The organism is Sneathia vaginalis, from assembly GCF_000973085.1.
In the GTDB taxonomy this organism is placed as follows: domain Bacteria; phylum Fusobacteriota; class Fusobacteriia; order Fusobacteriales; family Leptotrichiaceae; genus Sneathia; species Sneathia vaginalis.
In genome coordinates this window covers 645,672-670,314 of record NZ_CP011280.1, presented here as the reverse complement: position 1 = coordinate 670,314, position 24,643 = coordinate 645,672, and the positions used below count along the sequence as shown (strand labels likewise).

General features: G+C 27.6%; 25 protein-coding genes. 14 read left to right on the top strand and 11 right to left on the bottom strand.

The window, feature by feature from the left end; genetic code table 11:
• Window positions 1-8 precede the first annotated feature (8 nt).
• The 6 genes from VC03_RS03430 to VC03_RS03405 all read left to right on the top strand — a co-directional run bounded on the left by VC03_RS03430 (window position 9) and on the right by VC03_RS03405 (window position 6,331).
• Window positions 9-377, top strand: coding sequence for a hypothetical protein (locus VC03_RS03430; protein WP_046328679.1), 369 nt, complete (start codon window positions 9-11; stop codon window positions 375-377).
• Between the two features lie 90 nt (window positions 378-467).
• Window positions 468-3,965: a pyruvate:ferredoxin (flavodoxin) oxidoreductase gene (gene nifJ, locus VC03_RS03425; RefSeq protein ID WP_046328678.1), complete on the top strand. Its 3,498-nt coding sequence runs from the start codon at window positions 468-470 to the stop codon at window positions 3,963-3,965.
• Between the two features lie 10 nt (window positions 3,966-3,975).
• Window positions 3,976-4,398: a hypothetical protein gene (locus VC03_RS03420; RefSeq protein ID WP_046328677.1), complete on the top strand. Its 423-nt coding sequence runs from the start codon at window positions 3,976-3,978 to the stop codon at window positions 4,396-4,398.
• Window positions 4,388-5,362: a ComEC/Rec2 family competence protein gene (locus tag VC03_RS03415; RefSeq protein ID WP_046328676.1), complete on the top strand. Its 975-nt coding sequence runs from the start codon at window positions 4,388-4,390 to the stop codon at window positions 5,360-5,362. Before VC03_RS03420 ends, VC03_RS03415 begins: the two co-directional genes overlap by 11 nt.
• A 13-nt stretch (window positions 5,363-5,375) precedes the next feature.
• The gene (locus tag VC03_RS03410; RefSeq protein ID WP_046328675.1) at window positions 5,376-5,639 is read left to right on the top strand and encodes a hypothetical protein; all 264 of its coding nucleotides are present in this window, start codon (window positions 5,376-5,378) and stop codon (window positions 5,637-5,639) included.
• Window positions 5,639-6,331 carry a YwaF family protein gene (locus VC03_RS03405; protein ID WP_046328674.1) on the top strand — a complete coding sequence of 231 codons (693 nt, stop codon included), beginning with the start codon at window positions 5,639-5,641 and terminating at the stop codon, window positions 6,329-6,331. The genes VC03_RS03410 and VC03_RS03405 overlap by 1 nt, the downstream gene beginning before the upstream one ends.
• Window positions 6,332-6,345: 14 nt before the next feature.
• Here the strand turns inward: VC03_RS03405 and VC03_RS03400 are convergent, their stop codons facing one another.
• Window positions 6,346-6,642 (bottom strand): hypothetical protein, encoded by a 297-nt coding sequence (locus VC03_RS03400; protein WP_046328673.1) that lies wholly within the window; start codon window positions 6,640-6,642, stop codon window positions 6,346-6,348.
• Window positions 6,643-6,784: 142 nt separating this feature from the next.
• Here VC03_RS03400 and VC03_RS03395 point away from each other — a divergent pair, with 142 nt between their 5' ends.
• From VC03_RS03395 to VC03_RS03365, 7 genes are read left to right on the top strand one after another with little or no spacing between them, the layout of a single operon-like run.
• The gene (locus tag VC03_RS03395) at window positions 6,785-7,651 is read left to right on the top strand and encodes a bifunctional riboflavin kinase/FAD synthetase (RefSeq protein ID WP_046328672.1); all 867 of its coding nucleotides are present in this window, start codon (window positions 6,785-6,787) and stop codon (window positions 7,649-7,651) included.
• Window positions 7,632-8,318, top strand: a complete 687-nt coding sequence (locus VC03_RS03390) for a segregation and condensation protein A (RefSeq protein WP_046328671.1) — start codon at window positions 7,632-7,634, stop codon at window positions 8,316-8,318. Before VC03_RS03395 ends, VC03_RS03390 begins: the two co-directional genes overlap by 20 nt.
• Window positions 8,318-9,781, top strand: a complete 1,464-nt coding sequence (gene murJ / locus VC03_RS03385; RefSeq protein WP_046328670.1) for a murein biosynthesis integral membrane protein MurJ — start codon at window positions 8,318-8,320, stop codon at window positions 9,779-9,781. The genes VC03_RS03390 and murJ overlap by 1 nt, the downstream gene beginning before the upstream one ends.
• Before the next feature lie 9 nt (window positions 9,782-9,790).
• Window positions 9,791-10,912, top strand: a complete 1,122-nt coding sequence (locus tag VC03_RS03380) for a TolC family protein (protein ID WP_046328669.1) — start codon at window positions 9,791-9,793, stop codon at window positions 10,910-10,912.
• Window positions 10,913-10,918: 6 nt separating this feature from the next.
• A complete protein-coding gene (locus tag VC03_RS03375) occupies window positions 10,919-11,977 on the top strand; it encodes an efflux RND transporter periplasmic adaptor subunit (RefSeq protein WP_046328668.1) in 1,059 nt (352 codons plus the stop codon).
• Window positions 11,974-12,669: an ABC transporter ATP-binding protein gene (locus VC03_RS03370; protein ID WP_226869145.1), complete on the top strand. Its 696-nt coding sequence runs from the start codon at window positions 11,974-11,976 to the stop codon at window positions 12,667-12,669. The genes VC03_RS03375 and VC03_RS03370 overlap by 4 nt, the downstream gene beginning before the upstream one ends.
• The gene (locus VC03_RS03365) at window positions 12,670-13,890 is read left to right on the top strand and encodes an ABC transporter permease (RefSeq protein ID WP_046328667.1); all 1,221 of its coding nucleotides are present in this window, start codon (window positions 12,670-12,672) and stop codon (window positions 13,888-13,890) included.
• Window positions 13,891-14,261: 371 nt separating this feature from the next.
• Here VC03_RS03365 and VC03_RS03360 read toward each other — a convergent pair whose 3' ends face one another.
• From VC03_RS03360 to VC03_RS03355, 3 genes are all read right to left on the bottom strand, one after another.
• The gene (locus VC03_RS03360) at window positions 14,262-14,525 is read right to left on the bottom strand and encodes a hypothetical protein (RefSeq protein ID WP_200893830.1); all 264 of its coding nucleotides are present in this window, start codon (window positions 14,523-14,525) and stop codon (window positions 14,262-14,264) included.
• A 108-nt stretch (window positions 14,526-14,633) separates the two neighbouring features.
• Window positions 14,634-15,023 carry a PDDEXK nuclease domain-containing protein gene (locus VC03_RS06945; RefSeq protein WP_237223995.1) on the bottom strand — a complete coding sequence of 130 codons (390 nt, stop codon included), beginning with the start codon at window positions 15,021-15,023 and terminating at the stop codon, window positions 14,634-14,636.
• Window positions 14,993-15,703 (bottom strand): DUF1016 N-terminal domain-containing protein, encoded by a 711-nt coding sequence (locus tag VC03_RS03355; RefSeq protein ID WP_237223992.1) that lies wholly within the window; start codon window positions 15,701-15,703, stop codon window positions 14,993-14,995. The genes VC03_RS06945 and VC03_RS03355 overlap by 31 nt, the downstream gene beginning before the upstream one ends.
• A 528-nt stretch (window positions 15,704-16,231) precedes the next feature.
• Here VC03_RS03355 and VC03_RS06880 point away from each other — a divergent pair.
• Complete coding sequence (locus VC03_RS06880) at window positions 16,232-16,369, top strand: ATP-binding protein (RefSeq protein WP_269464990.1); 138 nt, start codon at window positions 16,232-16,234, stop codon at window positions 16,367-16,369.
• Between the two features lie 396 nt (window positions 16,370-16,765).
• Here the strand turns inward: VC03_RS06880 and VC03_RS03350 are convergent, their stop codons facing one another.
• Genes VC03_RS03350 through dnaB form a run of 7 tightly spaced genes read right to left on the bottom strand, consistent with a single transcriptional unit; the run spans window position 16,766 to window position 24,643 of the window.
• Window positions 16,766-18,091: a bifunctional ADP-dependent NAD(P)H-hydrate dehydratase/NAD(P)H-hydrate epimerase gene (locus tag VC03_RS03350; RefSeq protein WP_046328666.1), complete on the bottom strand. Its 1,326-nt coding sequence runs from the start codon at window positions 18,089-18,091 to the stop codon at window positions 16,766-16,768.
• On the bottom strand, window positions 18,088-18,972 hold the full coding sequence (gene galU / locus VC03_RS03345) for a UTP--glucose-1-phosphate uridylyltransferase GalU (protein ID WP_046328665.1): 885 nt from the start codon (window positions 18,970-18,972) through the stop codon (window positions 18,088-18,090). Before galU ends, VC03_RS03350 begins: the two co-directional genes overlap by 4 nt.
• The gene (gene truB / locus VC03_RS03340; protein WP_052727681.1) at window positions 18,959-19,819 is read right to left on the bottom strand and encodes a tRNA pseudouridine(55) synthase TruB; all 861 of its coding nucleotides are present in this window, start codon (window positions 19,817-19,819) and stop codon (window positions 18,959-18,961) included. The genes galU and truB overlap by 14 nt, the downstream gene beginning before the upstream one ends.
• A gap of 36 nt (window positions 19,820-19,855) precedes the next feature.
• Complete coding sequence (locus tag VC03_RS03335; protein WP_046328664.1) at window positions 19,856-21,355, bottom strand: sensor histidine kinase; 1,500 nt, start codon at window positions 21,353-21,355, stop codon at window positions 19,856-19,858.
• Window positions 21,352-22,023: a response regulator transcription factor gene (locus tag VC03_RS03330; protein ID WP_046328663.1), complete on the bottom strand. Its 672-nt coding sequence runs from the start codon at window positions 22,021-22,023 to the stop codon at window positions 21,352-21,354. The genes VC03_RS03335 and VC03_RS03330 overlap by 4 nt, the downstream gene beginning before the upstream one ends.
• 8 nt (window positions 22,024-22,031) lie before the next feature.
• On the bottom strand, window positions 22,032-23,294 hold the full coding sequence (locus tag VC03_RS03325) for a peptidase U32 family protein (RefSeq protein ID WP_046328662.1): 1,263 nt from the start codon (window positions 23,292-23,294) through the stop codon (window positions 22,032-22,034).
• Window positions 23,291-24,643 carry a replicative DNA helicase gene (gene dnaB / locus VC03_RS03320; protein WP_046328661.1) on the bottom strand — a complete coding sequence of 451 codons (1,353 nt, stop codon included), beginning with the start codon at window positions 24,641-24,643 and terminating at the stop codon, window positions 23,291-23,293. Before dnaB ends, VC03_RS03325 begins: the two co-directional genes overlap by 4 nt.

The window sequence follows — 24,643 nt, the reverse complement described above, 5'->3', positions numbered from 1 at the left end:
ATATTCATATGTTGATAATTACATATATTGCAATACTTTTAATATTTTTAAAGTTTATACTTGCAATAATACTATTTTTAGGTCTATTTTCAAAATTGAAGGAAATAAACTATATATCTATATTTGTTCTATTTATAGAGTGGATAAGCATAATTTTTTCTTTCTTTACGTATAAGTTATCAGTATTATTACCATTTTACTTAACTGTATGTGAAAGAACGTATTATCCATATGTAAATATAGGGTTTCTTGTAGTTGTAAGTATACTTTTAATTCTATTTAGAGGTATAGATGACAATTTAATATATATACACAAATTATTAATATCAATATACTTATTATTCTCAGCACTACCATACATATTACTTTACATATAATGGAAGATTTTTCTTCCATTTTTTTTTAAATGTTGATATAATAACTGTATAAGAACTATTGCGATATAACTAATTGCCTAGTTAGGAGGAATGAAGTTGAAGACTATGGACGGTAATCAAGCCGCCGCATATATTGCTTATGCTTTCACAGAGCTTGCAGCTATATATCCTATTACACCTTCATCAACAATGTCAGAATACATTGATGATTGGGCTAATAAAGGAAAGAAAAACATCTTCGGTCAACCTGTAAAATTAATAGAAATGCAGTCTGAAGCAGGAGCTATTGCTGTTGTTCATGGTGCATTACAATCAGGAGCTTTAGCAACAACTTTTACAGCATCGCAAGGGTTATTATTAAAAATACCAAATATGTTCAAAATATCAGGTGAATTACTTCCAGGTGTTATACACGTAGCATCAAGAAGTATATCAACTCATGCCCTATCAATTTTTTGCGATCATCAAGATGTATATAGTGCAAGAACTACAGGATTTGCAATACTAGCGAGTGGCTCAGTACAAGAAGTTATGGATATTGCACCAATTGCACACTTATCTACCATAAAAGGAAGAGTACCTTTTATGCACTTTTTTGATGGATTTAGAACTTCACATGAAATACAAAAAGTAGATGTACTTTCATATGATGACCTTAAATCTTTAGTAGATAATGATGCAATAGCGAAATTTAGAAATAGATCACTAAACCCTGAAAACCCTGTTATACGTGGTACTTCACAAACTGAAGATATCTTTTTCCAAGTAAGAGAATCACAAAATCTTTTTTATGAAAATTTACCAGATATCGTTAATGATTACATGAAAAAAATTAAAGACTTAACTGGAAGAGAGTACAAACCCTTTGTATACCATGGTGCACCTGATGCAGAGTATATAATAATTGCAATGGGATCTGTAACACAAACAATTAGAGAAGTAGTAGAATATTTAGTAAAAAAAGGTATGAAAGTTGGAGCTATTAGCGTTCATTTATATAGACCTTTTTCTACAAAATATTTATTTAATGTAGTACCAAAAACAGTAAAAAAAATAGCTGTATTAGATAGAACAAAAGAACCAGGAGCTTCTGAGCCCCTATACCTTGATATACGTAACGCTTTTTATGCAAGCGACTTACATCCAATAATTGTTGGTGGTCGTTATGGATTATCATCTAAAAATACTAATCCTAGCCATATTATGAGCATCTTTGAAAACTTATTCCAAGATGAACCTAAAAATGATTTTACTATAGGTATAATAGATGATGTTACATTTAAATCACTAGCAACTACAAAGGATTTTGATATAGAAAAGGAAGATATAGAATGTATTTTTTATGGACTAGGTTCAGATGGAACTGTAAGTGCTAATAAGAATACACTAAAGATATTAGGTGACCATACAGACCTTTATGTTCAAGGTTTCTTCTCATATGATTCAAAAAAAGAAGGTGGATTAACCAGATCATATGTAAGGATTTCTAAAAAACCTATTAATTCACCATATTTAATAGAAAAGCCTAGTTTTGTAAGTTGTTCTAGCTTTGCATATTTAACAAAGTATGATCTTTTAGAAAATATTAAAGATGGTGGAATATTCTTACTTAATACACTATATGATAAAGAAACAATAAAACAAAAATTACCAGATGACTTTAAAAAGAAATTAGCTGAAAAATCTATTAAGTTGTATATTATAAACGCAACAAAAATGTCATTTGAATTAAAGATGGGAACAAAGATTAACACCATAATGCAGTCAGCATTCTTTAAATTAATAAATATACTAGATTTTGAAACAGCAAAAAAATATATGAAAGAATTTGCAAAAAATGTTTATTCAAAAAAAGGTACAGAATTTATACAAAAAAATTATGATGCTATAGACTTAGGAGATAGGGTAGAAGAAATAGAAGTAAATCCTGCATGGAAACATCTAGAATTAATTATGAAAGAAATGAAACTAACTACTTTCATGCAAAAGATAATGAATCCTATAAATTCATTACATGGTAATGAAATACCTGTATCAGCATTTAAAGGCTATGAAGACGGTACATTTATGCCTGGATCTAGTGCATTAGAAAAAAGAAATATTGCAACTATGGTGCCACGTTGGAGACCTGAGGCATGTATACAATGTAACCAATGTGCTTTTGTTTGCCCACATGCAACAATTAGACCTTTCCTTTTAGATGATGAGGAGTTAAAAAAAGTACCAAATGTTATACAAACTCTAAAACCTGTAGGTAGAGGAATGGAAAATTATAGATTTGTTATACAAGTTTCTCCTGAAGACTGTACTGGATGTAGAGCCTGTGTTGATGTATGTCCAGTAAAGAATAAGGCATTAGAAATGGTACCCATAGAAGAAGAAATTGAAAATGGTACAGATCAAAATGCAAGATATATATATGAGAATGTAACGTATAAGAAAACACCATTACCTGATGCATCAGTAAAAGGTTCTCAATTTAAAAAGCCTTTATTTGAATTTTCTGGTGCTTGTGCTGGTTGTGGTGAAACACCATATATTAAACTATTAACACAACTTTATGGTGAAAATATGATAGTTGCAAATGCAACTGGTTGTTCGTCTATATACACTGCATCTGCACCTTCAACTGCTATGACAACAAATAGTTGTGGTAGAGGACCAGCATGGGCTTCAAGCTTATTTGAAGATAATGCTGAATATGGATATGGACTATTTGAAGGTAGTGAAACGGTAAGAAGAGAAGCACTTACCCTCATATCTCAAGCAATTAACGAAAAAATTGGTAGTGAACAACTACAAAATGAACTTAATATTTTCTTCAATGAACAAAATGATGAAAATATAAGAAAATTAATCGAAGTGTTAGAAAAAGAAAAAATGAATAACGAAGTATTAGCTAAGATATATAACTATAGACGCTATTTACTAAAAAAATCAATATGGATTATAGGTGGTGATGGATGGGCATATGACATTGGATATGGTGGATTAGACCATGTACTTGCTAGTGGTGTAAACGTTAATGTGTTAGTACTTGATACAGAAGTTTACTCAAATACAGGCGGTCAAGCATCTAAGGCTACACCTCTTGGTGGTATAGCAAAATTTGCTGCTGGTGGTAAAAGAACTAATAAGAAGGACTTAGCCGCACTAATGATGACATATGAAAATGTTTATGTTGCCAAAATTTCCATGGGTGCAAACCAAAATCAAACCATTAAAGCTTTTAAAGAAGCTTATGAATATGATGGTCCATCACTAATAATTGCATATTGTCCATGTATAGAACATGGTCAAAAAGGTGGTTTATCTAGCCAAAATGAAGAAAAACTCGCAGTTGAAGTTGGATATTGGAATCTATTGAGATATAACCCTTCTTTAATAGAAAAGGGTAAAAACCCCCTACAAATAGATTTTAAACGTCCTAATTGGGATAAGTACCAAGACTTCTTAATGAATGAAAATAGATTTTCACGTCTAGTTAAGGAAAATCCTAGTGAAGCAGAACGTATACTAGAAATTAATAAAAATGATGCTATAAAACGTTTTGAATATTATGAAAGATTGTCCAAACTAGAGTATTAGGGGGACAAATATGAAGTTAATTGAACTTAGTTTAGCAGCCTTTTTGTTTGTTGCAACTAGTTACCTTATTGTCAGCAATTATACATACAATATTAATAGGGCAAGAAGTCACAATGTTAAAACAAAGATAATTAATGCTGTTAACTATACACAAAAAAAGTCTTTAGTGGATGATAAGGAGTATAATATACGGTTTAACTTAGATAATAGTCAAATCGATTATATTAACAATACCTTAAAACTTGATGATGTATTCTTATATGAATGTAAAAACAGTAGTAATAATTTTACTCGTACAATGACTAAGAAAAATAACTTGGATAAAGGTTTTACAATAATCATTAAGGATAAAAAAAGTAAGAAGATTTATGATACTATAACATACAATACAACTAATGGTTTAAATCTTGCGGTACTAAATCATGAAGGCTAAAAGCTTTGCTATTTTTCTTTTTATATTCATATATCCAATTTACCTATACCTGTATACGTATAATAACGAAGAAGTTCATACAAAATCAGTATATGTAGATGGTGATAATGTGATTGTAAAAAAAATTAATGGTAAATTGCTAATGAAAAAAGAGCAAGATTACAATTTATATAATTTAGAGGGTAGTGGTTCATATACCCTCTATTTTGAAAATGATGAATTAATAGGTACAAGAGAAAGCTATTTTAATTTTTTGCGAAAAAGCTTAGATAGAAGATTAAGAAAAATCTTCAATAATGATTTGTACTATTTCTCAAAAGCAATATTACTAAATGAGAAGTATTATTTAGATACCAAACTAAAGTCAAGATTTAAAGCAATAGGGCTTATGCACCTTATAACTATATCTGGTTTACATATGTCTATAATATATTCTTTTATACTATCACTATTTAGATATTGTAATTTTAGAATAAGAGAGTTTATTTCACTGATTTTTCTAACTGTTTATTCATTAGTTGTTGGTTTTACACCTTCAATTACAAGAGCGTATATAATGATACTTTTACTTATCATATCAAAAATTCTATATGAAAGTATTGATAGTAGAAGAGCCTTTTTAATATCCTTGTTAGCTAATGTGATATATAACCCATATCAAATAGCAGAGTATAGCTTTATACTTACTTATGCTTGTACATTTTGTATTATTTATATACCTATAAAGAATATATTAGTTAAAAATCTTTGTATGCAAGTCGTATTATTGCCTTTAAACTACCTTTTCTTTAAAAAAATCTATTTACTGTCATTTATAATAAACACTATATTTATACCTTTATTTACTATTTTAATATTTTTAATATTATTCAACATTTTTTTACCAACAAAGCCTAGTCTTGAGTTATTATATGCTTATTTTTATGGTTTACAAAAAATTGTAATTAATGATATAATACCTTGAAAGAGGGGTAAATATGTACGAAACTAACTTTAATAGGGAAGCATTAGAATTTATTTACAACGAGGTAACAAACCATTTTGGAGAATATAAGTATATAGGTCCTGACTACTCAATAACTGGATACTTTTATGAATTACTTGTTAGGACAATTAAAAAATTTAATATAGATAATGAGGTATTTATTTACATAACAAAAATTGATGATGATGAATATGATGAATTCTGTGATAAATTAGAGCATAGGATGGTAGATTTAAATATTCTACCTTATGATTAATGCATAGTTTTAGATATTTTGAACCTTTACATATTCATGCATTACTTACATGGATATTTATCTCATTTATAATAATACTTATACCTCTTTTAAAAAAAGGGCTTGAAAAAGGAATATACACAAAACTTTTAGGAATATTTATGTTATTTGCTAAGGTCTTTGACATATATTTTAGAATAGTTTTTGAGCGTGAACCTTGGTATAGCACTATGCCTTTAAACCTTTGCAATATCAGCTTAATTCTAGCTGGTATATACCTATTAACGAATAATAACTTAATTTTTAATATAGTTTATTTCTATTTTACAGGAGCTATATTAGCTGTAATATTACCTAATACTAATCCATATATGTATAGATTCTACATCTACGTTTTTATTGGAACACATATATTAGAAATATTAGCAGTTACTTATGCATTTATATTATTAAACGCAAAAGTTACAAAAAAAGGACTTTATGTATCTTTAGTGCTTTATTTAATACTTTCATGTATTGCAAGAGTATATAATAATCACTTTGGCACTAACTTTATGTTCTTAAATGACTATGTAATATCTGCAGTTAATTTTATAAAGCCATTGAATTTATATGCAGTACTATACACTTTACTATTTATGACATCAATGATAGTAACTTATCTACCATTTATTTATGTAGATAATACAGAAATTAAGGAAGAGAATATATAAAAAAACTGGATTTACTATCCAGCTTTTTTTATAACATAACCTAATATGCAAAATACTATTAAAAATAGGCTTCTAATAAAATGATCCTTATCTTTTTTTATACCAAAATATGCGATTATAATACAAGATATAACTATTGCTGTAGCAGTCATATATGTATTAATTGCTGATAAACAAATAAATATAAAGTATAAGATACCCATCCTTAAATTTGTTCTTTTTTCACTTTTCTTTTTAGAGAATAATTCTGAATAATCTCCAGTAGAACAACAAGGACAGTGATCTAAATCATGTTCGTGTTCAAGTTTCATACCAACCTCCACTAAGATTATAGCTTTAAAATAAAAAAACTCAATAGCATATTGACTAACACACTTTTATATGTTACTATATAAGTGTAATAGCTATTTTATCTATTTTATGATATAATAAACCTAAAAAAAGGGGTAATTTATGGATAGAGTAGCAATTTTAGGTAATTTTGATGGAGTTCATATGGGCCATCAAAGATTGATAAAAAAAGCAATTGATTTTGCTAAAAAAAATGGTTATGAAACTGTTGTATACACATTTTCGACCTTACCTAATAATAAAAAATATATAATGACAGTAACAGAAAAAATTAATGAGATCAAAAAATTAGGAGTTGATAAAATTTTTGTTGATGATTTTTACAATGTAAAGAACTACACACCAAGTGAATTTGTAACAGAAATTTTAATGCACACACTAAAAGCAAAAAAGGTATTTTGTGGATATAACTACACATTTGGTGTAAATAAGTCAGGAAATATTCATACCTTATCAAAATTAATAGATACTACTATAGTAGATGAGATAAAAGTTGATGATATTATCACATCCAGTAGTGTAATACGAAGTTTTTTAGAACAAGGTAATATTGAACTTGCAAATAAGCTATTAGGTAAAGCATATAAAATTTCAGGTGTAGTAATACATGGTAAAAAATTAGGTAGAACTATAGGTTTTCCCACTGCTAATATACGTCCTAATGCACTTAAGGTATCTATACCCCTAGGTGTTTATGGAGTTAAACTAACTATAGATGGTGACGAAAAAATATATACAGCAATAATGAATATAGGGAAAAATCCTACTGTTAATACTACTGATACCATAACAGCAGAAGCTAATATTTTAGATTTTAATGAAGACATATATGGTAAGTGTATAACTATTTCTATACTAAAAATGCTAAGACATGAAAAAAAGTTTGATAGTTTAGAACAATTAAAAGAACAAATAAGTAGTGATAAAAAAATGTGGAGGTCTATTGCTGATGATTACAATCAAAATTGAAAATTTTGAAGGTCCATTAGACCTTTTATTGCACTTAATTGAAGAAAAAAAGATGGATATACAAAATATTAGTATAAGCGAAGTTATAGACGAGTATTTAGATATTATTAATACCTATGAGAAAAATAATCTGAAAGTTAAAGTAGAATTCTTGCAAATGGCTTCTATACTTATTGAAATTAAGGCTTTTTCTATTCTAAGAAAAGATACGCTTAATGAAAATAAGGTAAGACTTGAAAGTAGATTAAAAGAGTATAAATTATTTAAAGAATTTTCTGAAATATTTTCTAACAATGAAGATAGATACTTTAGAACTTTTTCTAAACAAGGTGATATGGATTATGATTCGTATATAATAGAACATGATAATACCATATTATCTAGTAAAAACTTACAAGATTGCTTGAATAATATTGTTTTAAAGTTGGTTGGTAATAAGAATAGTATCAAAATAGATACAGAAGAAGATTTTACAAAAGAAGATGCTATAAGTATAATAAATAAAGTACCAATAAACACAAAAACTAATTTTATAGATCTACTTAACGGTAAGTTTTCCAAAAAATGTATAGTTGTCCTATTTACAGCAATATTAGAACTGTACAAAGAAAACTTATTGGATATAATAATAGAAGAAAATAGTTTTTCAATAAGAAGGGATTATTAATGTTTAAATCAGGATTCATAGTTATGGGTATAAATATGTTGAGTAGAATACTCGGTCTAATAAGAGAGATACTTGTAGCATATTTTTACGGTAGTACAGGACTAACAGATGCATATTTTGCAAGTGCAAAAATATCTAATTTTTTTACAACTTTACTAGGTGAGGGGTCACTTGGTACAGTTTTCATACCACTATATACAGAAAAAAAAGAAAAACTTGGTGTAAAAAGTGCTAATGATTTTGTTTATTCAATAATGAATTTAGTATTCAATTTTACATTAACAACATCAATAATAACAATAATTTTCTCGAAGTTTATACTTAAATACTTAATTGGTTTTACAGATACACAAAGAATGCAAACTGCTAATATATTACTTAAAATTATGGCAGGTTACTTAATATTCATTGCTTTATCAGGAGTAATTGCTTCATTTTTAAATAATCATAAAAAATTTATTGTTTCTACATCAACAGCATTAGTATTTAACATCACAATAATTACTGGAACACTTTTATCATACAAAACAATAGGAATAGTAGGACTTGCAATAAGTTTCTTACTATCTGGTGTATTTCAATTTTTAATACAAGTTCCAAGCTTTATTAAAATAATAAAGACATATAAGTTTACGATAAATATTAAAGACCCTTACGTTAAAGAGTTCTTTAGACTAATGTTCCCTACATTAATTGGAATATTTGGTTATCAAATAAATGAGTTAGTTGATACTAACTTTGCTGCCTATTTAAAAGTTGGTACAATAAGTGCAATAAATTATGCTAGTAGACTATACCTATTACCAGTTGGAGTATTTGCAATATCATTATCTGTTGTAATATTCCCAAGTTTATCTCTAGCAGTTGTCAAAGAAAATACAGACTTAGAAAAAAGTATTTTCACAAAGGGACTTAATATGCTTGTATTTTTAATAATTCCTTCATTAGTAGCATTATTCTTTTTCTCTAATGATATTATTAAACTAATATTTGGTTATGGTAAATTTAATAAAAATAGTATACTAATGACCTCAGAAATACTTAAGTGCTATTCTCTAGGTTTACTATTTTTCTCAACAAACCACCTTTTAACAAGAGCACATTATGTTCATAAAAACAGAAAAATTCCTGTTATAGCTTCATTTATTTCTATTGCAATAAATATATTCTTAGACTATATGCTATACAAGAATTATGCACATGTGGGTATTACTTTAGCAACAACTTGCTCAGCAATGATAAATTTTTTAATATTATTTGTCTCTGTAAAAATTCAATATATAGATTTTTCACTAAAAAAATATCTAATTTTTACTGGAAAAGCACTAATTTTTTCTCTAATATGTGTGAAGGTTTCTTCATATCTCCACAATATATTTCTTAAATTAATAGTATTTTCTCTAATTTACTTTATACTTTGGGGATATGATCTAATCACTAAAAAGAATAAGATTTTCAATTAAGGAGGCTTTATGAAAACTAGGTTTATAGTTTTTTCACTTACTCTTATTCCGTATATTACTCTAGCTAATATACCAACACCACCTAACTTTACAAAATATGAAAAACAAAAACGTTTAGGTGCAAAATTATATGACTTTAATGATGTAAATGAAGAATTTAATCTTGACTTTGATACTAATAACAAATTTTCATTTAAAAATACAGTAACATTTGGAGTATTATCATATAGTTTGGGATATAATCAAGATCATAATCAAGGTCTTTCAAATACAATAGGAATTTCCAAAAATTTAAAAGACTTCTTTTTAAGCAAAAAATACCTATCAATTAATGAATATTATGAAAATAAGGAAAGAGTTCTAGAAGAATACAACAATATTTTAGATATTTATTCAAATCTAATAATTAAAAAACACGAACTTGAATACTTAAGTGAAATGATAAATAAACTTAATAGTGATAGAAAAATATTTAAAACTGAATACAGTGTAGGTAAGATTTCAAAAATAGATTATGAGTCTTTATTAGTAGACTTATTGACTTTCCAAGAAAAGATTGAAAGTACTAAGGATGAAGCAAACGACTTATTAGATCAATTGCATGAATATGGATATAATGAATCAATTGAAAATATAGAAGACTTTGATATAAAAGAAGTGGATAATGAAAAAATTGAAAAGTATGTCAGAGAACAAAACGAAAAACATCACATACAAGAAGAATTAGCTAAACAATATAGAATTCATAAACTTTTACCAGATATGAATCTATACTCAACCTATACCTTCGAATCTAAAAACTTCGGTATAGGATTTAGAGTTAATAAGTCATTTAAAGTAGATGGTAGTGATATTACTGAAGCCAAAATGGGATATGTAAAAAAGGCTAAAGTTTTAACTAGCAATGATATACTAAAAAAATATAATGCTCTTATGCGTTACAACAGAGTATTAGAACAAAAATTAAGTTTACAAGAAAAAATATATAAAATAAATAAGGTTAAGTATAGCGTGGGTAATATAAGCTATAAAGACTTAACAGATTCAAAGATAAAAGAGAATGATGCTAGAATAGAATTATTAAAAAATAAGAATAATATAGCCTTATTCTTCTTAAAGAAGGGGATGTAACATAATATGAAATTTAAGATAAAAAGAAAAAAGACTGTAATAGCTATTTCATGCATTGCTGTAATTCTAATAGCATTGGGTGCAAAAAAAGTACTTATAGGAAATAAATTACCACGTCCTGAAATTTATGAAGTAAATAAATCAAATATGAATTTTACATATAATGTTACAGGTAAAGTAGAGTCACAAAAAGTTATTTCTGTTTTCTCAACAAATATGTCTGAAGTAGAAAATGTTGTAGCTAGATTAAATGATACTGTTAATAAGGGTGATGTCTTATTAAACTTCAAAAAAGATACTAGTAACACTCAAGCACTAAATATAGCAAAAGCAAATTCAATTTTACCTAATTTAAGACAAAATTATGAAGCTGCTAAAAAGATATATAGTGTTGGTGGTATATCAAAAGAACAATTAAATGATGCAAGACAAGCCTTACAATCTGCAGTGATTGATTCAAAGATTGCAAGTAGTGGATATAAACCACAAGAACGTGTATTACGTTCCCCTATATCTGGTGTAATAGTAGAAGCTAATGCAGATGATAACTATAAAATAGACCCAACAAAGCCTTTGTATAAGATTGCAGATACAGAAAATTTAAAAATAACTCTAGATGTTCCAAACTATATGGCTAAAAATTTAAAAGTAGGACAAACTGTTGATATAACTTCTGACTCTTTAAATGATGGTGAAGTTCTACATGGTGTTGTAAAAAATATAGCTAAAATATCAACTAAGAGCGAAACTTCAAATGATGCCATCACAAGTGTTGAAGTTAGCCTAGATAATTATTCTACATTAAAACCTGGTGATATAGTTGATGCAAAAATTAATTATCTAACTCTAAATAATAATATTATTATCCCATTACAATATATAGAATTTGAAAATGATAAGACATATGTATATATTTTAAATAATAAAAATATAGTAGAAAGAAGAGAAGTTAAATTAGGTAAAAACAATACAATAAACTATGTAGTTAATAGTGGATTATCTGTACATGATAAACTAATTAATAATTCTTCAAAAATATACAAACAAGGAGATAAGATAAAATGATAATATCAGTTAATAACGTAACCAAAACATATATAACTGGTAAATTATCTGTTGAAGTATTAAAAGGTGTTAATCTTTGTATAAATGAAGGTGAATTTGTATCAATTATGGGACCATCTGGTAGTGGTAAGTCAACCCTATTAAATATATTAGGTTGTCTTGACCTATTAACTAGTGGTGAATACATTTTAGACAATACAAATATAAAGGATTTAACTGAAGATCAATTATCTAGTGTTAGATGTGAAAAAATTGGATTTGTTTTTCAAGCATATAATTTACTACCTAAACTTACAGCACTTGAAAATGTTGAACTTCCTGCTATGTATCTAGGTACAAAAAAAGAAGTACGTAGAGAAAAAGCAATAGAACTACTTAAATTGGTTGGATTAGCTGATAGAATAAATCATAAACCTAATGAAATGTCTGGGGGGCAAAAACAAAGAGTTGCAATAGCAAGATCCCTTATAAATAGCCCCAAAATTATACTTGCAGACGAACCAACTGGAAATCTTGATAGTAAATCAACAGAAGAAATACTAGAAATATTTAAAAAATTAAATGATAGTGGAGTTACAATAATTATGGTAACACACGAAGAAGACGTTGCAGAACACACAAAAAGAATTGTACGTTTAAAAGATGGAGTAATAAAGAGTGATACACCTGTATTAGAAAGAAGAGGTGTGTAAATGAATATACTGGAAATAATAAAATTATCTATAGAAAATTTATTAAATTTTAAATTAAGATCATTTTTAACAATGCTTGGTATCATCATAGGTATAGGTTCAGTAGTATTAATATCATCTCTTGGTGCAGGATTTGAAAAAAAGATGCTTGCTGATGCTAATACAGCTCTAAATTCAGTACTTGATGTAACAATAAATGAAAAGTATAGTGGTGATCAATCAAAAATATCTGAAAAAGAATATATTACTGATGAAGATATTGAAAATATTTCTACACTATCATTAGTAAAAAAAGCAGCACCAATGATAAATCTTGATACTATGGTAGTTGAAGAAAAAACAAATAATTATACATACCCCTCTGTAGTTTCAAAGAATTCATATGAAGTTATGAAACCAAATATACTTGAAGGAAGATATTTTACAAATGAAGAAATGAAAACAGGTGCAAATGTTATTTTAATTAACAAAGCAAGTGCTGTTAGCTTATTAGGTCCAAATCCTTTAGGTAAAGAAATTACACTTAAATTCTATGATACAGAAAAAATAACCTTTACTATTATCGGACTAACAAAGGAAATTGGAGAAGATATTTCAAGATCATTTGGAGATAGAACAGTTCGTGCAACACTAACTAAAAAAACTGCTGAATTAATTAGTGGACAAAAATATACGAAATATAAGGAAATACTTGTAAATGCAAAGAGCGAAAAGGATATAAAAGAAGCAAAAGAAGAGGTTGAACAATATCTAAAAACTAAATCTACTAAGACTGATTTATATAAAATAAAACCTTTAAAAGAAGAAACACAACAAATTACAGGTATATTGCAAAAAATTTCGTTATTTATAATGGCAATAGCTGCAATATCAATAATAGTTGGTGGTATAGGTGTTATGAATATAATGCTTGTTAGTGTAAAAGAAAGAATTACAGAAATTGGCTTAAGAAAAGCAATTGGAGCTAAAAACAAACAAATTATCGGACAATTTATAATCGAAACCATAATATTAACAATTATAGGTGGACTTATAGGAATATTATTTGGATTTAGTTTATCATTATTAATTGGCTTATTATTAAAAATCTTACCAGTACTGAAAATTAAAATCGTTATGTCTGCATTCATAGTATCTACAATAACAGGATTAATATTTGGTATATATCCAGCAAAACAAGCTGCGAAGTTATCACCAATGGAAGCATTAAGAAAAGAATAGATAAAATTACATAAGATACATTATCGGACTTAAATTGACACATATAAAAATGTCATATAACTAAATAAAGTTATATGGCATTTTTTTATTGATACTTGTTTTAAATTACCAAACGTACTATCTAATTTTTTTGTATTATCAAATCTATTTTAAGGTTTTTGTTCCTGTATCCTGTTCATTTTTATTTTCATGAATATAGTTTTCCTCCTACTTACAAACACTAAAAAACTACTAGATTTTTTATTTTCCAGTCGTTCCATTTCATTCTTTCAAGGTCACAAATTGTGATCTTGAACATTAAAAGGTTATTCAATTATGCTTCAAGAAAATCGTCCATTAACAAAAAGTCTCTGATTCCAATTCAGAGCCTATCAATGCATGTAATTCTGTAAGAAAATACTCATCTTCAGCTCTATAACTTCTATCAAGCCTACTCTTTCTAAATACTGCAAAGTTATCATAATATCATCTTCTGTTTCAGCTACCTTTTCAAAATATGGCTTGTCTTCATCTTTTAAACTTAAAAGTAGTAGCTTCAAATAGATAATCGTATATGTTCCTTCAGCTGATATTTTTCTAATTCTTCTCATACGAATATCTGTAAAAAATCTTCTTTTAGCTTTAACCAATAACATCTCTTGTTTTTACTCATATTTTCATTCTTTCCTCAAATAAAAAAAGGACGATAGTTTTTATTTCTACCGCCCTTGTAAGTATGTGTATATTTTTCATTCGGTTTTTTACTAATTTAATTCACTTTCAATTTCTTCTATACTTGGCAATGTTCCCTTAAAACTTTCTGGAATTAAATTTGATAACTGGTACTCTGATATTCCAATAGGTTCTTTAGAGCTTTCAGACGCATATTTTGCTAATATATTATCCTTTGTTTTGCAGATTAAAAGACCTATTGTTTGATTATCTGCCTCACCCTTTAAAATATGATTTACAGATGTTACATAAGTTCCAAGTTGTCCTATATCCGCAGGTTTAAACGCAGAAATTTTTACTTCTACTACCACATAACAATGCAATTTTATGTTATAGAACAACATATCAATAAATTCTTCTGAACTACCAACTACAAGTCTATATTCTCTACCTACAAAAGCAAACCCTGTTCCAAGCTCCAATAGAAACTTTTGTATTTATCCATCAAAGCATCTTTCAATTCTTTTTCATCATAATTTTGCCTAATAGCTATAAAGTCGAAATTATATGGATCTCTAGTTATTTCTTCTGCAAGTTTGCCCTGTGTTGATGGCAAATTACTTGTGAAGTTTGTAATTGCCTTTCCTTGTCTATCGAACAAATCTGTATCCAAGAAATTAAGTAGCACAGACCTACTCCAGTTATTTTCCAATGTTTTTGAAATAAAGAAAAATGCTTTATTTAAATTGCCATCACATCTATCCATGATATACCTTTGATGTCCCCAAGGCACGCTAAAAATCATTTCAAAATTTCTATCAATTTCAGATATCTGTAAATCGTCCACAGGCTGTGGACGATTTAGTGGAGAATACATTTCAAAGAATTTTTTCATATATTTTAAGTTAGTAACAGAAAATCCTTTCACATTTGGAATTTCCTTTTGCAAGTCCGAACTCAACTTTTTATAAAATCCATTTCCCCATTTGCTTTCTGCCTGTAAGCCTATAATTTCTTCCCCTAAACTATAATAAAACTTCAGCATTTCAGAATTAACAGAAACAGCTGCTTTAAGTTGCCTATCCTTATATGAACTTTTTATTTTTTCAAGCATTTGTAAATACTCACTATCGCTTATGATAGTCAAGTCTTTTTTGTCCACTATCACCACTCCCATTTCTTATCTTTTCCACATTATCACACCAATGGTGCAATTTTTACAGTTCAAAATCTATTTTTTCACCACTATTACAATTTGCTTACAGGCTGTATCCTAATTGATATAATTATACCAAAAATATATGCTTTTTTCTATCTCTCAGTTTCCCTATTGCATTTCCATTAGAAAATAGTTTAAAAAAAATATATAGATAAATCAATACTTTATTTAACTTTACACAAAAAAAGCGTGAAGTAAAAGAAACGTCAATTTCCTTCTACACGCTTATTTTATTATATTCTATTCTATTAAATTTTTATAGTGTTGCATCATTAATTATACTCTACAATCTAAGCAAAAAATAATTTAAAAATGATAGGAGATAGTTTTTTATAAAAATAGATTATGAAAGATTAAAAGATAATCTTGCGTATTTAAAATTAGAAACAATTAATAAAAATTTATCTGAATATATAGATGAAATAAATTTGAAATAATTGAATATTGTAAAAGCTTTGTTAAAATTAACTGATGATTAATACAAAGATTAATGTTGGAGCTATAAATAGACAGGAAATAAACACATTCCTTACTCATAAATTTATAGCTAAAAATATGAATATAGTATTCTTAGGATCAAGTGGTGTAGGTAAAACACATCTTTCATAAAATGTCATAATTTAATAGAACAATTAAGAAAAGCAAAACAAGAAAATATATTAGAAAAACGAATAAAACATTTGGATAGGATTTTACATCATTCACATGTTATTAGAATAACAGGTAAAAGTTATAGATAAAAAAATATTATGAGGATAAGGAGGGAGAAAAGTAGTTGTTAAAATGTACATTATTATTTTTACATTTTTGTACATTTATATATTGACATTTACAACCGTCTTAAAAAATAACTTTTCAACACTTTTCAACAAGGGTTGTTGAAAACTTGTTTGTTTATTTTTGTGAACAAGTAAAATTGGTGTTCGTGGTGGTTGTACACTGAAAAAGTTTTCAACTTTTCAACAAAAAAAATGTAAACCTTTTTAAAGTTTACATTTTAATCTTCTATTTATTATTTATTAGGCTTAATATATCTGTTGGATTTATTGTATCCTTTTTTTCTGATAAATACCTTCCAATTTTTGCTTGTTGATAAGTTGCATATATTACTGCATCTCTTGTCTTATACCCTTGTGCTAAATATGAAGCTATCATGCCCGATAATAGATCTCCCATACCTGCATTTGCCATTTTACTATTACCTATGTTTACAATATAGAACTTATGACCATCATAGATTATATTATTCTTCCCTTTTAGTATAATTGTTCCTTTGTATTTCTTACCAAACTCCTCCAGTTTTTCAAATGGTTTTTCTAATATCTCGTTTAAATCATAGCCACTTATACGTGAAAACTCTAGTGGATGTGGTGTTAATACACAGTCTTCTGTTAAGCTATCTAATATTTCTAAATTATTTGAAATATATGTTAGTGCATCAGCGTCTATAACCATTTTCTTATCTAGATTTGTATATATAATAGAAGCATAATCAAAATCTACTCCATTATTAGGACCTAGACATATTACATCATATTTTGTAGTATCACTATTTATACATTCTGGATTAAATGATAAATTCGCTTTTCTTGTTTCATCATCACTAATAAGGTAAGTATAACCTGAACCAGATTTTACACTTGCACGACTTGCAAGTAATGCTGCACCTTTTTTTGCATATATCTTTACTCTACCAAAATCACTCTTATTACAAAATTCATTTTTCTCTTTTTTTATTGACCCTATATATTCTTCATCGACTATATATTTATTACTTACACACTCATATATCTTTTCATTTACCCCTATTTTTAAAACCTTTTTAGGTATACTAGAATTAAGTAGCGTCTGCTTATATGTCGACAACATTAATACACAATCTGAATTAATATGTGCTGTATTCAAATCAATAGATATTATCTTATAATCCTTCTTTTCATTTATTTCATCTATTAATTCCTTATAATACCCCTGAACTGGTCCACTAAATCCAAAGCCAAATAATGCATCTATTAGAATATCACAACTTTGTACATGTTCTATACTAGGTATTCCAATTTTTAAAGCAATTTTATGGTATATAGACATATTTTTCTTACATATTATCTTTACATCCTTATTAATACTATGTAGCAGTATAGCTAATGCTAACCCATCTGCCCCGTTATTACCAGGTCCTACTGCAACTATATACTTATTAACCGTCTTATCTATTTCATTAAAAAGAGAATGTGCTGCATTTTGTATGAGCACATCTTCTGTATAGTTATATTCATTTAAAAGTAATGTATCTACCTTTTTAGCTTCAATATTATCTGTAACATTAATCATAATTTACCAACCAGACCTTTTAAATATTCTCTTATTCTATCCTTTAATTCAGGGTGTCTTAAACCAAATTCTACATTTGCTTTAAACATACCAAATTTATCCCCTGTATCATATCTTAGAGCATCAAAATCATATGCGTATAATGGATTATTATCCTTTGTCATTGCTAATATTGCATCTGTTAATTGTATTTCTCCATCAGCTCCTGGCTTTATTGTCTTTAAATATTTAAATATTTCAGGTTTTAAAACATATCTACCTAATGCCGCATAGTCACTTGGTGCCTTATCAACACTAGGTTTTTCAACAAATTCTTTAACTAAATATGTTCTATCATCAATTTGTTCTTTAATATCAATAATACCATACTTACTTGTTTGATCGTGAGCAACTTTTTGTATTCCTAATATATTTCCACCACCAACTTCATAATATTTATTGACAAGTTGTTTAGTTACTGGCATATTTTCAGTATACATAATGTCATCACCTAATAGTACAACAAACGGTTCATCACCAACAAAGCTTTCTGCTTTTGAAATTGCATGTCCTAATCCTAATGGTGCTTTTTGTCTAACATAATATATATTAGCTAATTTTGAAATTTCTTCAACAACATTTAAAAGTTCTGTTTTACCTTGTTCCTTTAATATACTTTCTAATTCATATGAATAATCAAAATGATTTTCTATAGATTCCTTATTTCTACCAGTGATAATTAAAATTTCTGTTATCCCTGAATCAATTAATTCTTCAACTAAATATTGCATAGCAGGCTTATCAATTATAGGTAACATTTCTTTTGGTTGTGCTTTAGTTGCTGGCAATACTCTACTTCCTATTCCTGCTGCAGGTATTACAGCCTTTCTAATCTTTTTCATAATCCTCCCTAGTTAAAAAGAACTTACTTCTTTTTATTTTCCCACGACAAATTACATCTACTATTCCTAAGTATCTATTATTCTTATCATAGCAGTGTAGCATCTTATCATCACACTTTTTATCTAAGTTTAAAGTCATACCATTTAATATACTCTTTATTTTTTCATCACATAACACTATATTATTTAATTTAAAATAGTCATGTATGCTATACATTTCAACATTATCACCAATTGGTGCTTTAAAAATATCAATTTGTTCTCTAAATAAATATATCATTGTGGCACAGGTATTTAATTCATACGCAATATCTCTTACCAATGATCTTATATATGTTCCACTTGATACACTGGCTTCAAACTCAATTACACCATTATTATACCTTATATTTTTGATATAGTTTATATTTATTTCACGTTCTTTTATATCTACCACTATATTTTGTCTTGCTAATTTGTATAGCTTTTGCCCATTATGCTTTATTGCTGAATACATAGGTGGTTTTTGCTTTATTTTACCCACAAATTTATTCATAGCCTCATTTATTTTATCTAAAGTAACATCTTCATAAGGCATACTTTTAATTACACTACCCTCACTATCTAGTGTATCTGTTTCACTACCCAACTTCATCTTAACAAAATAAACTTTATCTTTTTTCATAAGTAAGTCCGATAATTTTGTTGCGTTATTACTCATAGCTACTATTAATCCTTGTGCCATAGGATCTAATGTTCCTGCATGACCAATTTTTTTAAAGCCATATTTAGCTTGTATTTCTTTTATAACCTTATGTGATGTTATGCCATGCCTTTTATTAATTAATATTATTTTTGAATCTTCCATTATCTCTTCCTTCTGTTAAAAAAAAGCTAGTTTTTTCTAGCTCTTTTCCTTATGAATTTTTGATGGTATATGTAGTATAAATTCTGAACCCTTATTTATTTCTGATTTTACTTCTACACTACCTGAATGTATAGATATTATCTTCTTAACTATTGATAAACCTAATCCTGTTCCACCAGTATCCTTTGTTCTAGATTCATCAACTCTATAGAATCTTTCAAATATCTTATCAAAATATTTTTTATCTATACCTATTCCTTCATCTTTAATTGATATTACAGCTTCTTTTTTCTCTTGATCATAAGATGAATTTACATATATACTAGAACCCTTAGGTGAATATTTTACACTATTTTCTATCATTGTTCTAATAGCTTGTAATAGCAAGCTTCTATCTGCTAGTATAGTATATTTTTCATTTCTATCTATTACTATTTCATGATCTTTAGCAAAGAACAGTGCATCTGTATACACTTGATTGATAAAGCCAACTGAATCAAATGTTTCTATATTTATCTTAACAGTATTTGCATCTCCTTTTGCTAAGAATAGTAATTTATCTACCAAGTTCTTCATATTCATTGATTCATTAATAATTAAATCAACTGATTCATTTATTAAATCATTAGTAGATGATCCATGACGTTTCATAAGTTCTGCATAACCTTTAATAATGGCAAGAGGCGTTCTTAATTCATGTGAAACATCTGAGATAAACTTAGACTGATTATCAAAAGCTATATTAAGTCTTTCTAACATATTGTTTATTATATTAATTAGAGTCTCTAATTCATCACCAGTATTTGTATTATTAATTCTCACTGTCAAATCGTTAGTTGATATTGAAGATGCAGTTTTAATAATGCTATTTACTGGTTTTAAAATTTTAGATGTTAATATATTAGTCATGAAAACAATTATCGCAAGTGATAAAAGGGTGTATAGTAAGAATAAAAGTATTAATGTTTTTATTATCGTAATATCACCTGTCACATCTTTAACTATATACACATCAAATACATTTCCACCTATATTTCTACTAATTCTTATTACATCATAAATATGTCCATTCTTTTTGTAGTGTATAGGATGATTCTTATTAATTTTGTTTTTACCAATCAACTTATTAACTTCAGATATATCCTTTTTTACATCATTAACTTTTCCTGTATTCTTAGATGTAAAAGTATTTAATGCGATTTCATCATAATTTTTTGCATTTCTTATTCTAATTATATATTCATATTTTTCTATACCTGGTTCAAATGGTTTTGAATAAACAACTGACTGATTTTCTATTTTAGGATTAAATTCAAGTGTTATTGTATTGTATTTTTCAGAAAAACTTGAAACCTTATTTAAAAAGTCATTAATCTCAACCATTTTTTTCTCATATGATATCTTGTTGTTATTCTTATTTTGAAAATTAAAGAAATTTACAACGAAAAATCCACAAAAAAACATGATTATTAGGAAAAAGATAACAAATGTTACAGATATTCTATCTGCTAATTTTAATTTAATTCGCTTAATCATTTAAATACAAAACCTACCCCTCTTACAGTTTGTATAAATTTTCTGCGATGATTTTTATCAATTTTATCTCTAACATATTTTATGTAAAGGTCTAATATGTTATCGTTTCCTTCATATCCATATCCCCAAACATCCTCTAGTATTCTATCTCTAGAAAGTACAATCCCTTTATTTGTGACCAAGCAGTCTAAAAGGTCAAATTCTTTCTTTGACAATGTTATTAACTCTTTTCCCCTATATACTTCGTATGCCTTGTAGTCTATTCTTAAATCCTCATATTCAAAAACATCTGGCTTAACCATTGTTACTGTTCTACGTAACAATGCCTTTATTCTAGCAATAAGTTCTTCATTAGAAAAAGGCTTAGTCATATAGTCATCTGCACCATAATCTAATCCTATTACTTTATCAGTAATATCATCTTTTGCAGTTAGTATTATGATAGGAACAGTTGATTTTTCTCTTAACCTCTTACATACTTCCATACCATTCATTTTAGGTAACATAAGATCTAGTAAAACTAAGGCATATTTACCTGTAGAAGCTTTTTCTAATCCTGTTCGTCCATCAAAGGCTTTTTCAACATCATATCCTTCAAATTTTAATTCCATTTCAATCAATCTTGCGATTTTTTCTTCATCTTCGATGATTAATATTGTTTCTTTCATAACTACCTCTAAATATTTTCAGTATCTATATCTGATTCAGCTTGCCCTATAGGCAATTTTATCCTTAATAAATCAAGTTCTCCCATTTCTACATCTGTTGATATGATAGCAATTGTGTTTGGATTAACAACTGTAGTAAATTCATCATTTTTTGTATTAATAAAGCCATCAATTCTGAATTTAATAGGATCAACATTTGGTCTTATTAACTCTAATTCTTCTTTAGTTGCATCCAACTTATTTCTAATATATATCTTGTACTTATTATCTCCCAAGACTTCCATAACATTAGCAACTAATTGATAAGTTTGACTATATGATATATTTGTATCATAATTTTGGTCATTTTCATTAGTTTTTCCAAAGAAGAATCCTTTAGAATACAATCTATGACTTATTGTTTGAAGTTCATACTTCCAATTAGGGTCATATTCGTAATTACCTGAATAATATTTATCTATTGCCTTTCTGTATTGCTTTGTTACAGTAGAGTTATAGTAAATACTCTTCATACGACCTTCAATTTTTAATGAGTCAACTCCTGCTTCTATTATTTTATCAATAAATTCTATTGTACACAAGTCTTTAGCATTAAATATGTATGTACCTTCTTTATCTTCAATAATATCATGTGCACCATGTGCCTCATGATCTTCTGCAACTACCTTATACTTCCATCTACAATCTTGAGCACATACTCCTCTGTTTGCATCTCTATTTGTAAAATAGTTACTTAATAGACATCTACCAGAATATGCCATACACATTGCACCATGTATAAATACTTCAATTTGTATTCCTGGAACTTTATCCTTAATTTCTTTAATTTCTTTTAAAGTCATTTCACGTGCTAGTATTACTCTAGTTGCTCCCATATCACGCCATGCTTTAACGGTCGCCCAATTTATACTATTTGCCTGCGTACTAATATGTATATCAAGGTTAGGACCATATTGTTTAACTTGGCTAAATACTCCTAAATCGCTTACTATTACACCATCTGCTTTTACACTATCCAGAAATTTTATAAACCGTGGCATATAGTCTATATCTTTATTATGTGCAAATATATTTAGTGTTACGTAGATTTTCTTACCTAATTTATGTGCATATTCTATAGCTTCCTCTAACTCCTTATTTCTGAAATTAGCTGACATTCCTCTTAAATTAAATGCACCTCCACCTATATAGCAGGCATCTGCCCCGAAGTGAAATGCTTCTTTTAATTTTTCCATGTTTCCTGCTGGTGATAGTAATTCTACTTTATTCAATTATTCCCTCCTTGTGTATAAATATTGTCTTTAAATTTTTGACAACTTAAGTCAAAGCTTAAAAATAGTGTGCCTGTTGAACCATTTCTGTGCTTTCCTATTATAACTTCAACCTTTTGTACATTGTCATTACCCTTTTTTTCCCCTTTATCTTCTTCTCTTTCGTAATAATCATTTCTATGTAAAAAAATGACTTGATCGGCATCTTGTTCTATGGCACCAGATTCTCTTAAATCTGATAACATTGGTCTTTTATCAGATCTATTTTCTACTCCTCTTGATAATTGTGATAATGCAAGTATAGGAACATTTAGCTCTTTTGCTAATAGCTTTAATGATCTAGAAATTTCTGATACTTGTTGTTCTCTTTGCTTATTTTGTGATGTACTACTTATTAATTGCAGATAGTCTATTACTATAAAGTCAAGATTATTATTCATTTTAAACTTTCTTGCATAATTTTTAATATCTAGAACTGTTACAGTAGCATCACCTGCAATATATATAGGATAATCCTTTATTACTTCTTCAGTTTTTGTACTTTTAAAAAGTTCTTCTTGATTTAAGTTATTTTCCTTTATTTTCTTAGCAGATAAACCTGAACAAATTGAAAGTATTCTATTATATAACTGTTCATTACCCATTTCAAGTGAGAAAAATAGGACAGTCTTTTTTTGCTTTGCAACATTTATTGCAAGATTTATTGCAAATGCTGTCTTACCCACAGCAGGTCTTGCAGCTAATATTAATAAGTCAGACCCATGCAATCCTCCAGTTATTTTATCATATTCACTAAATGAAGTTTGTATACCTAGTATGTCTTTATTACCAGTTTCACTAAGCTCTATTATCTTTCTTCTTCTTTCTTCACCTAATGACTTTATGCTAACTATAGGATCTTTGGTTTTTTCAGCTTCAATCGAAAATATTTTTGCTTGTGATAAATCAAGTAATTCCTTTGCTTGCTTATAGTCTCTATTTATCTCGCTAACAATGTTATCACAAGCTTCTTTTAATCTTAACTTTATGGATTTATCCTTCAATATATCAACATAAGCTTCTAAATTAGTCGCAACTGGTGCATTTTCTAGCAATTCTGCTATTTTACTACGCCCACCAAATATATTTAATTTACCATTTTTTGCTAACTCTTTTTCTAATACTAAGGCATCAAATGATGTATATTCATTATACAAATTTACCATAACTTGGAATACATCACCATTAATTTTTTTTGTAAAATCTTCAGGCATTAGTCTTTCAATTATCGGCATTATACTATCTGAATTTGATATCATCATACCTAGTATTGCTTCTTCAATATATTCAATGTTTAAATCTTCTGACAT

What these genes read in the sequence shown, in the direction of transcription:
- VC03_RS03335 (WP_046328664.1), bottom strand. Translation starts at nt 21,355, where the DNA reads ATGATTAAGCGAATTAAATTAAAATTAGCAGATAGAATATCTGTAACA.
- murJ (WP_046328670.1), top strand. Translation starts at nt 8,318, where the DNA reads ATGTTTAAATCAGGATTCATAGTTATGGGTATAAATATGTTGAGTAGA.
- VC03_RS03395 (WP_046328672.1), top strand. Translation starts at nt 6,785, where the DNA reads ATGGATAGAGTAGCAATTTTAGGTAATTTTGATGGAGTTCATATGGGC.
- VC03_RS03380 (WP_046328669.1), top strand. Translation starts at nt 9,791, where the DNA reads ATGAAAACTAGGTTTATAGTTTTTTCACTTACTCTTATTCCGTATATT.
- VC03_RS03350 (WP_046328666.1), bottom strand. Translation starts at nt 18,091, where the DNA reads ATGATTAATGTTACAGATAATATTGAAGCTAAAAAGGTAGATACATTA.
- VC03_RS03420 (WP_046328677.1), top strand. Translation starts at nt 3,976, where the DNA reads ATGAAGTTAATTGAACTTAGTTTAGCAGCCTTTTTGTTTGTTGCAACT.
- VC03_RS03365 (WP_046328667.1), top strand. Translation starts at nt 12,670, where the DNA reads ATGAATATACTGGAAATAATAAAATTATCTATAGAAAATTTATTAAAT.
- VC03_RS03375 (WP_046328668.1), top strand. Translation starts at nt 10,919, where the DNA reads ATGAAATTTAAGATAAAAAGAAAAAAGACTGTAATAGCTATTTCATGC.
- nifJ (WP_046328678.1), top strand. Translation starts at nt 468, where the DNA reads ATGAAGTTGAAGACTATGGACGGTAATCAAGCCGCCGCATATATTGCT.
- VC03_RS03405 (WP_046328674.1), top strand. Translation starts at nt 5,639, where the DNA reads ATGCATAGTTTTAGATATTTTGAACCTTTACATATTCATGCATTACTT.
- dnaB (WP_046328661.1), bottom strand. Translation starts at nt 24,643, where the DNA reads ATGTCAGAAGATTTAAACATTGAATATATTGAAGAAGCAATACTAGGT.
- VC03_RS03400 (WP_046328673.1), bottom strand. Translation starts at nt 6,642, where the DNA reads ATGAAACTTGAACACGAACATGATTTAGATCACTGTCCTTGTTGTTCT.
- VC03_RS03390 (WP_046328671.1), top strand. Translation starts at nt 7,632, where the DNA reads ATGATTACAATCAAAATTGAAAATTTTGAAGGTCCATTAGACCTTTTA.
- VC03_RS03330 (WP_046328663.1), bottom strand. Translation starts at nt 22,023, where the DNA reads ATGAAAGAAACAATATTAATCATCGAAGATGAAGAAAAAATCGCAAGA.
- VC03_RS03415 (WP_046328676.1), top strand. Translation starts at nt 4,388, where the DNA reads ATGAAGGCTAAAAGCTTTGCTATTTTTCTTTTTATATTCATATATCCA.
- galU (WP_046328665.1), bottom strand. Translation starts at nt 18,972, where the DNA reads ATGAAAAAGATTAGAAAGGCTGTAATACCTGCAGCAGGAATAGGAAGT.
- VC03_RS03410 (WP_046328675.1), top strand. Translation starts at nt 5,376, where the DNA reads ATGTACGAAACTAACTTTAATAGGGAAGCATTAGAATTTATTTACAAC.
- truB (WP_052727681.1), bottom strand. Translation starts at nt 19,819, where the DNA reads ATGGAAGATTCAAAAATAATATTAATTAATAAAAGGCATGGCATAACA.
- VC03_RS03430 (WP_046328679.1), top strand. Translation starts at nt 9, where the DNA reads ATGTTGATAATTACATATATTGCAATACTTTTAATATTTTTAAAGTTT.
- VC03_RS06880 (WP_269464990.1), top strand. Translation starts at nt 16,232, where the DNA reads ATGATTAATACAAAGATTAATGTTGGAGCTATAAATAGACAGGAAATA.
- VC03_RS03360 (WP_200893830.1), bottom strand. Translation starts at nt 14,525, where the DNA reads ATGTTATTGGTTAAAGCTAAAAGAAGATTTTTTACAGATATTCGTATG.
- VC03_RS03370 (WP_226869145.1), top strand. Translation starts at nt 11,974, where the DNA reads ATGATAATATCAGTTAATAACGTAACCAAAACATATATAACTGGTAAA.